Here is an 8,670-nt window from a genome sequence, read left to right as displayed (position 1 = left end):
CCTTGCACGACCTGCGTGTGGGGCTACACAGAAGCAATGCTACTCAAGCGCTGCCCTTTGGGTTCACCTGAGTGCGCTTTGTTCATTGTTGCTCAACTTTTGCCTAGATTACTAGGCGGCAAGTCGAGCGTCGCTACCAAAACACACTTAGAAGAACAAAAATCAAACAGCGAAGGTCAACAGGCCCTAGATAAATTGGCATCATTACTCGTAATAAGCTTTGCCTTCTTCGGCCATTGCAAGTAGCGGCTCCGCAGGCGTAAACACAGGGTTGTCAGCTGCGTATGTTGATAGCTCTGAACACACCTTATTGGCGCCTTTTTTGTCCATGTAACTAAATGGACCGCCCAAGAATGGAGGGAAACCAATGCCAAAAATAGCACCAATATCGCCATCTCTTGCATTACGAATAATACCTTCGTCAAGACAGCGCGCAGCCTCGTTGAGCATCTGCGCAACGCAGCGGTTCGCAATTTCTTGTTTATTCAACTTAGGAGAAGGCGTGACACCGAGTAATTCATAGACTGACTCGTCCACTTGCTTGCCTTTTTTACCTTCATAGGTGTAGAAGCCACGGCCAGATTTGCGACCTAGACGTTTGCTATCTATCATACGCGCGAAGGCATCCGGCGCCTTAAAGCGAGCACCTAATTCTTTTTCTAGGATTGGCGCAATCTTAGAGCCAATGTCTACACCTACTTCATCAAGAAGCGCAAGAGGACCAACTGGGAAACCAAACTCAACCAAAGCTTGATCGATTTTCTCTATCGGCTCACCAGCAAGCAAAAGGTTTGCCGCTTCGTTAACATAAGGTGCCAGAATACGGTTTACGTAAAAACCAGCTTTGTCTTTTACGACGATTGGGGTTTTGCCTTGCTTACGGGCAAAAGCCACAGTGCGCGCAATAACCTCATCACTGGTGGTGTCGTGCGGAATGATCTCCACCAGTGGCATTTTTTCTACTGGTGAGAAATAATGCAAACCAATTACGTTTTCAGGACGCGTCGCTTTTGCCGCGATTTGGCCGATTGGTAATGATGACGTATTACTTGCAAATATTGTACTTTCACTACATTCGCGTTCAATATCCGCCACCATAGACTGTTTAAGGTCTAGGTCTTCAAATACGGCTTCAATGACCATGTCTGTGTGTTTAAAACCAGAGTAATCTGTTGTTCCCGTGATCATATTCAAAGTTGACTGCATCTCTGCCTTTGAAATAATACGACGCTTTTGGCGTTGCGTTAGGATCTTATAGCTGTAATTTAATGCGTTGCTAATGCCCTGATGCGCAACATCTTTAATACGTACCGGAGTGCCTGCTTTAACCGCACTAACATGGGTAATACCCGCGCCCATTAAGCCACCACCTAGCACTGCAACACGCTTCACAGGAGCAAGATCTTCACCTTGGAAATCCTTTTTCATTTCCGTTGTCGCAAAGAAAATTCCACGTAACGAGCGCGATACTTCTGACATCACTAAATCAGCAAAACCCTCAGCTTCGGTTTTATAACCTTTAAGCTTGTCTAGCTCTACAGATGCACGTACCGCTTTAATGATAGCGATTGGCGCTGGATAGTGACCACCCGTTTTTTTCTCAACATTTTCTTGTGCTTTTTTGAAAATGATATTACGTCCGAACGGGTTAGACTCTAGCAACTGACTAACTTTGTCTAATTTCGGTTTGCGAGGCTTAGGTTTACCTTTTCTAGCAAGCTTCACCGCTACGTCGAGCAAAATACTGTGCGGCACGGAATCGTCAACTAGGCCCGCTTTTTTCGCTTGCTTAGGTCGAACTTGTTTACCAGTTAGCATCCATTCAAGTGCTTTTTGAATACCAACTAATTTTGGTAGACGCTGTGTACCGCCACCTCCTGGTAATAGACCAAGCTGTACTTCAGGAAGACCCAGTTTGGTTTTACTGTCTTCACTACACACACGATAATCACAAGCCAGCGCAAACTCTAAACCACCACCAAGCGCTACGCCGTGGATCGCCGCTACAGTTGGGAATGGTAAATCTGCCAATTTAAAGAAGGTTTTATGGCACATTTCCGAAATCGCTAACGCATCTTCGCGGGTTTTAGCGCTATCCAGCATTTTAATGTCTGCACCAGCGATAAAGTTATCGTCTTTACCACTGATAAAAACCATACCCGTTACATCATCTTGTTTACTCTTTGCGATGATCTCTAATAATTCATCAGCAAATGTATCACGTAGGGTGTTCATCTTTTCGCCCGGTACGTCGATTGTAACGATGGCGACTTTATGGTCGTTTAATTCATAAGAAAATACTGACATTATGCGCTCTCCAATACGAATGCTGCTCCAAGACCACCTGCAGCGCAGGCAGTTGTCAATGCAAGACCACCGCCACGGCGCTTAAGCTCATGTAGGCTTTGCGTGATCAAGCGTGCACCAGTTGCGGCGAATGGGTGACCATATGCAAGTGAGCCACCAAGCACGTTAAACTTATCCATGTCAATTTCGCCAATTGCTTTACTGCGACCAAGTTTTTCTTGCGCGAATTTGTCTGAGCCAAACATTTTCATATTGGACAGCGCTTGCGCTGCGAAAGCTTCATGCATTTCTATCAGGTCAAGATCAGCAAGTGTAATACCCGCTCGGTCAAGTGCTATAGGTGTTGAATGTGCAGGACCCATCAACATATCTTCGTGTACGCCGATTGCAGAGAAGGCGAAACTACGCACATAACCTAAGATATCGTAGCCAAGCGCTTTGGCTTTGCTTTCGCTCATCATTAATACTGCCGCTGCACCATCGGTCAGTGGCGTTGCATTTGCTGCTGTTACTGAGCCGTGCTGTCTGTCAAATACAGGCTTTAACTTGGCGTAGCTTTCCAATGAGGAGTTTTCACGGATGTTATTATCTTTATCAATAAAGCTTTTGTATGGCTCAACATGGGCAGCCATCACTTCATTGTTTAATAAGCCTTCCGACCATGCTTTTGCAGCTAAGGTATGTGAGCGGTGCGCCATCGCATCTTGATCTGCACGGCTGATCCCGTGAGTCTTAGCCATTTGCTCAGCGGTTTGCCCCATTGATAAGCCTGTCGAATATTCCGCAACTGCAGGTGGCACTGGCAGTAAGTCTTTGAGTCTTAGCTTTGAGAAAATCTGTAAACGCTGCTTAAGCGTACGTGCTTTATTCAAGTCAACAAGGCTACCTGCAAGCTTTTTGCTCACGCCAATCGGTAACACTGATGATGAGTCCGCACCACCAGCAACACCGACACTCACTTGGCCCGAAATAATGCTCTCTGCAACGTTAGCAATCGCTTGGAAACTGGTTGCGCATGCACGTGATACAGAGTAAGCGTCAACAGAAACTGGCATGCCAGTGCCAAGCACGATTTCACGCGCAATGTTAGGTGCTTCCGGCATTTGTACAACTTGGCCGAATACCAGTTGGTCGATTTCTTTACGATCGAAATTCAAACGCTCAAGCATCTCGTTGACGACAATTTTACCTAAATCTAGGGCTGGAACGTGATGAAAAGCGGTAGCTTGCTTTGCGAATGGCGTACGCAGGCCGCTCACGATAGCGATTCGGTCGCCTTTTGATGTTTTTAGTATGTTTTGTTCAGACATGAATTTTGCTCTCCCGCTGACAGGTCTGACCTGTTAATTTCCTTCGATTCTAAACAACCAAATCGCAGTTGCCAATAGCAAAGCACGAAATGGCTGCTTTTTAAACCGTGAAAATCAACTTTAGATGTATTTTTAGTCGATCTCAAAGTATTTGAAATTGTTATTTAAAATTTATGAACTTTTCTAAAATTATGAGTCTAATCAACTTGATTATTCATTCAGCGTCCATATAACTATTTTTATTTTTGTCGGCTTAAAAGGCAGTCTCATGGCAGTAAACGAGTTTTCTCAACTAAAAGAATATTTAGATACCCAAATTTTAGGACAAAGTGCACTGACCGAATCCTTGCTTATCGCACTTTTAGCAGATGGACACTTATTGGTTGAAGGTCCTCCAGGTCTTGCTAAGACCCGTGCGGTAAATGCACTAGCTAAAGGTATTGAAGGCAGTTTTCAACGCGTCCAGTTTACCCCTGACTTATTACCTTCTGATGTGACTGGAACAGATATCTATCGCCAACAAACCAACGAATTTGTGTTTGAGAAAGGGCCGCTTTTTCATCATTTGATTTTGGCTGACGAAATCAACCGAGCGCCAGCCAAAGTGCAATCAGCGCTACTAGAAGCAATGGCTGAGCGCCAAATAACCGTTGGCAAAACAACGTATCCATTGCCTGAGCTATTTATGGTAATGGCGACGCAAAACCCGCTTGAGCAAGAAGGTACATATCCGTTACCTGAAGCGCAGCTCGACCGCTTTTTACTCCATTTGAATATTGATTACCCGGACGCAGAAACCGAGGTCGATATTTTGCGTCTCACCCGTGGCGAGGCGTTGGAGGAGTATCAAGCAACCTTCACACCTATTAGTCAAGCAACCCTATTTGAGGCCCGTAAAACCGTACTAAGCATGCATCTTGCTGAGCCACTAGAGCAATATCTTGTGCAATTGATTATTGCGACCAGACAGCCACAACGCTTTGATGCAACGCTTGCAAGCTGGATTGATTATGGCGCGAGTCCTCGAGCTACAATTGCGCTTGATAAATGTTCTCGTGCTCATGCTTGGCTACAAGGCAGAGACTTTGTCACACCAGAAGATATTCAAGCTGTGGTGCATAACGTGCTACGCCACCGTATCGTGCTGAGTTATGAAGCACAGGCGGATGGGGTCACCAAAGATCAGGTGATAAGTAAGATTTTAGAATTGGTTGCTGTTCCATAATACTATGAACGACATCAAGCAGTTTAATTCAGCCAGCTGGTTTAATGAAAGCCATAGTAATGGCGTCGAACTCGGCCTGAAAGAGCTACTTTTTTATAAGTCAAAGGCGCATTTACTTTCGCTCAAACCGAGAGGAAAAGTGAAAAGTGCTCAATCAGGGCAATACCTTGCACCGCACAAAGGTCGAGGTATGGAGTTTGCTGAAGTCAGACAATACCAATATGGTGATGATATTCGTGCGATTGACTGGCGAGTTACCGCACGTACCGGTGAAGCACACACGAAACTCTTTCAAGAAGAGAAAGAGCGACCCGTTTTTGTATTTTGTGACTTTTCCTCAAGCATGCTATTTGGTTCAAAGCTGTTACTTAAGTCGGTGCTTGCGGCACACTTAGGCATTTTGGTGTCTTGGGCTGCATGCCAACGCGGCGACCGTGTTGGTGGAGTGGTATTTAATGACAGTAATCACCACGAGCTCAAGCCGATTGCTCGCGACCGTGGAGTGCTTGCGCTAGCTCATCAGTTTTGTGCCCTGCACGAACAAGCATTAATTCAAAAAGAGACTCCCCCCTCGGGGGATCGTTTCAATGAGAATTTAAAACGACTTGTGCATCTGGCCAAACCCGGCAGCCTGATTTACCTCATTTCGGACTTTACGGAGTTGAATGACGAAAGCTTTAAATTGCTAGAGCGTGCCACTCGCCATAACGAAGTCATTGGTTGTATGGTGAGCGATCCTTTTGAGCATCATCTTCCTGAATACAGTCAAGCGATTGAGGTCTCAGCTGGCGAACAAAACTGGACATTGCCCTTGATGGACAAGCAATTTAGAGACAAATTCTCGCAAAATGCATCCGACTTTTTCAATCGAAGATTGGCGCTTCTCAAGCGCTCTGGTATGTCGTTACAAAAGTACGACGCGTCATTACCAATCGAATTACAAATCATGAGGGGTTAAATGCAAGTCAATCCACTCGACCAGCTTAATGATGTGGTCATCCCTCAAAGCGTGAGCTGGTGGCCACTTTCTTATCCAATGTGGGGAGCCATTTGTGTTCTACTCACAATATTTGGGGCTACGTGTTGGCTATTGTATCGTCGCCAGCAATTTTTAAAGGCAAAAAAGGAAGCCGTAAAACTGAGTCATTCGCAGGATAATGCCCAAGCATTACACACCATACTCAAACGTTTAGTAAAACATTATTATGGTGATACCGCTGCGAGTAAATCGGGCCAAGAATGGTTAACGCTGCAAGCAAGACTCACACGCGTTGAACTCACTCAGCAAGAGCTCGACTCGTTATATGCACCGACTCAAGACCCCGCACTCAGCGGTAAACTATGTCGTGCGATTAATACCTTCAAAGTGAAGGAGCGTCTCGATGTTTGAGTTTAGTTGGCCCCTTGCCTTCTTATTGTTACCTCTGCCTTGGCTAATTGCGAAGTTTAAACCAAGTATCGCGCAGACCAACATCAATATTCGTATGCCAAGTGCCGCAAAGTTACAACTCGCGAGCACAACTCAACTCAATAAGCGCGCAAAAGTAAGCCTAGTGGAAACACTCATCTGGCTACTATTGGTAACAGCAGCGGCAAACCCGACTTGGCTTGACGACCCAATCGTTGTGCCAAATGAGGGACGCGATATTATGCTTGCCGTTGACTTGTCGGCTTCAATGACAGAGCAAGATATGGAATATCAAGGTCGCTTAGTGGACAGATTGTCTGTCGTCAAAGCCGTTGTTAGCGACTTTATCGAAGCACGCCAAGGAGATCGTCTGGGACTTATTCTTTTTGGTGACACCGCGTTTTTGCAAACGCCACTCACCCGAGATTTAGCGACGGTTAGCCAAATGCTTAGTGAGGCACAAATTGGTTTAGTTGGACGCGCCACAGCGATTGGCGATGCTATTGGTTTGTCGGTAAAGCGTTTTGGTGAACGTGAACAAAGTAACAAAATCTTGATTTTGCTGACCGATGGTCAAAACACCGCTGGCAACCTTCAACCTGAAGAAGCACTGATCTTAGCCCGAGAAGAAGGCATAAAGATTTATACCGTTGGTGTTGGCTCAGATGGTAGACGCGGTTTTGGTTTATTTGGTTTTAATTCTATGGCTGGTAGTAGTATAGACGAGAAAACGTTGCAACATATCGCCAAAGAAACTGGTGGGCAATATTTTCGTGCAAAAGACGTGGAAGGCCTACAAAAGATCTACGCTATGCTCGATGAGCTAGAGCCGATTAGTGATGAAACACAGACTTTCCGTCCTAAGATTTCACTGTTTTATATTCCTCTCCTCGCGATACTCGGCTTGCTTTTTGTGGCTCAGCTCGGTGTTGTACTAAGAACAAAATTAAGAGGGTAAATAATATGATGGAATTTGAATTTATTCGCCCACATCTGCTTTGGCTTCTTATTCCTTGGGTGATATACAGTGCATTGCAATGGTCTAAAAAGTCCAATCAAGAATCAGCGCAACTTATCGCACCGCACCTGATGAAGGTGGTGATGGGAGCCGATGGTCAAAAACACCAAAAGCAAAGTAACTCTTGGTTTGGTATTGTGTTCTTTTTGTTGGCCATTATTGCGGTTGCAGGACCAAGTATTGAAAAACAAGAAGTACCGGTATTTAAAACTCAGGCACCTAGAGTGTTAGTGCTGGATATGTCTTATTCTATGTACTCAACCGATCTCGCGCCAAACCGCTTAACACAAGCGAGATTTAAAACTTTAGACATGCTAAAGCTATTTAAAGAAGGCGAAACGGGTTTAGTCGCCTATGCAGGCGATGCTTTTACCGTGTCGCCCCTCACAACTGATGTCACCACTCTTGAGAATTTGATCCCGAGCCTTCGTCCGGAGATCATGCCCTCAAAAGGCTCTAACGTGTATGCAGGCATCGAAGAAGCCGTTAGCTTGTTAACAGGTGCAAGTGCAACCTATGGTGACATTATTTTGGTAACCGATGGACTTGAACAAGAAGACGCAGAAGATGTACAAAAGCTTCTTTCTGACAGCCCATTTAAGCTGAGTATCTATGCCTTAGGTACGGCCCAAGGCGCACCAATCAAATTACCTGAAGGCGGCTTTTTAAAAGACCAATATGGTCAGATAGTCGTGCCAAAGTTATTCCCGACTCGACTTGAAAAACTGGCTAGAGTAAGGGGTGGAAAGTTTGCCAGCTACACAGCCGATAGTAGCGACATAGAGACATTTAAGCCTAATTTGGGTGCAAATACATCGGTGCTTAAGCGGGACCGAGAAAGTGCTAAGTGGCGAGTGGATGCGGGAATATATCTGCTGATTGTACTTATCCCACTTGCACTGCTATTGGTTCGAAATCACGCAGTTATGCTCAGTGCTTTGGTTGTTTTTGCGATGTTGCCGCAGCAAAAAGCGCTGGCGAATGAATGGACACAATGGTTTAAAAATAGCGACCAAAACGCACTACAGGCCTACCAAAATGAAGCATTCGATGAGGCCGCACTTGCCGATAATCCGGTACTAAAAGGCGCAGCCCTTTATAAAGCCGGAGATTACGAAGCTGCGGTAGAAACACTCGAACAAACAAGCTCAGTAGAAGGCCAATACAATTTGGGCAATGCGCTAGCACGGCTTGGTAAATTAGACGACGCAATTTCTGCCTACGAAAAAGCTTTATCCTTAGATCCTGAGTTTACGCAAGCGAAGGATAATAAAGCGTTAGTCGAAGCGTTAAAGGACCAGCAAGAGCAGCAAGACCAACAGGGTCAGCAAGACCAACAAGGTCAGCAAGACCAACAAGGTCAGCAAGACCAACAAGGTCAGCAAGACCAACAAGGTCAGCA

Annotated in this window: 8 protein-coding genes; 6 read left to right on the top strand and 2 right to left on the bottom strand. The window is 45.4% G+C overall.

Annotated features, from left to right (window positions below):
- The first annotated feature begins 36 nt into the window (after positions 1-36).
- On the top strand, positions 37-246 hold the full coding sequence (locus CWC03_RS23690) for a hypothetical protein (protein WP_138583707.1): 210 nt from the start codon (positions 37-39) through the stop codon (positions 244-246).
- Here the strand turns inward: CWC03_RS23690 and fadJ are convergent.
- Positions 205-2,307 carry a fatty acid oxidation complex subunit alpha FadJ gene (gene fadJ, locus CWC03_RS22235; RefSeq protein ID WP_138583706.1) on the bottom strand — a complete coding sequence of 701 codons (2,103 nt, stop codon included), beginning with the start codon at positions 2,305-2,307 and terminating at the stop codon, positions 205-207. The genes CWC03_RS23690 and fadJ overlap by 42 nt on opposite strands.
- Positions 2,307-3,617: an acetyl-CoA C-acyltransferase FadI gene (fadI, locus tag CWC03_RS22230; protein ID WP_010377724.1), complete on the bottom strand. Its 1,311-nt coding sequence runs from the start codon at positions 3,615-3,617 to the stop codon at positions 2,307-2,309. The genes fadJ and fadI overlap by 1 nt, the downstream gene beginning before the upstream one ends.
- Positions 3,618-3,885: 268 nt before the next feature.
- On the opposite strand from fadI, the gene CWC03_RS22225 reads away from it, so the two are divergent.
- The 5 genes from CWC03_RS22225 to CWC03_RS22205 all read left to right on the top strand — a co-directional run.
- Positions 3,886-4,842: an AAA family ATPase gene (locus CWC03_RS22225; RefSeq protein ID WP_128725790.1), complete on the top strand. Its 957-nt coding sequence runs from the start codon at positions 3,886-3,888 to the stop codon at positions 4,840-4,842.
- A gap of 4 nt (positions 4,843-4,846) precedes the next feature.
- A complete protein-coding gene (locus tag CWC03_RS22220; RefSeq protein ID WP_128725791.1) occupies positions 4,847-5,800 on the top strand; it encodes a DUF58 domain-containing protein in 954 nt (317 codons plus the stop codon).
- Positions 5,801-6,232: a DUF4381 domain-containing protein gene (locus CWC03_RS22215; protein ID WP_138583705.1), complete on the top strand. Its 432-nt coding sequence runs from the start codon at positions 5,801-5,803 to the stop codon at positions 6,230-6,232.
- Complete coding sequence (locus tag CWC03_RS22210; RefSeq protein ID WP_138583704.1) at positions 6,225-7,208, top strand: vWA domain-containing protein; 984 nt, start codon at positions 6,225-6,227, stop codon at positions 7,206-7,208. The genes CWC03_RS22215 and CWC03_RS22210 overlap by 8 nt, the downstream gene beginning before the upstream one ends.
- 5 nt (positions 7,209-7,213) lie before the next feature.
- Positions 7,214-8,670: VWA domain-containing protein (locus CWC03_RS22205; protein WP_249314103.1), on the top strand; the 1,457-nt coding region annotated here is incomplete at its 3' end.

Source organism: Pseudoalteromonas sp. S2755 (assembly GCF_005886535.1).
Lineage (GTDB): Bacteria > Pseudomonadota > Gammaproteobacteria > Enterobacterales > Alteromonadaceae > Pseudoalteromonas.
The sequence above is the reverse complement of the archived record's forward strand: the minus strand, read 5'-3'. Positions and strand labels throughout refer to the sequence as shown.

Bases quoted from the DNA above. Each gene is read 5' to 3' on its own strand.
- CWC03_RS23690 (WP_138583707.1), top strand. From the start codon at position 37: ATGCTACTCAAGCGCTGCCCTTTGGGTTCACCTGAGTGCGCTTTGTTC.
- fadJ (WP_138583706.1), bottom strand. From the start codon at position 2,307: ATGTCAGTATTTTCTTATGAATTAAACGACCATAAAGTCGCCATCGTT.
- fadI (WP_010377724.1), bottom strand. From the start codon at position 3,617: ATGTCTGAACAAAACATACTAAAAACATCAAAAGGCGACCGAATCGCT.
- CWC03_RS22225 (WP_128725790.1), top strand. From the start codon at position 3,886: ATGGCAGTAAACGAGTTTTCTCAACTAAAAGAATATTTAGATACCCAA.
- CWC03_RS22220 (WP_128725791.1), top strand. From the start codon at position 4,847: ATGAACGACATCAAGCAGTTTAATTCAGCCAGCTGGTTTAATGAAAGC.
- CWC03_RS22215 (WP_138583705.1), top strand. From the start codon at position 5,801: ATGCAAGTCAATCCACTCGACCAGCTTAATGATGTGGTCATCCCTCAA.
- CWC03_RS22210 (WP_138583704.1), top strand. From the start codon at position 6,225: ATGTTTGAGTTTAGTTGGCCCCTTGCCTTCTTATTGTTACCTCTGCCT.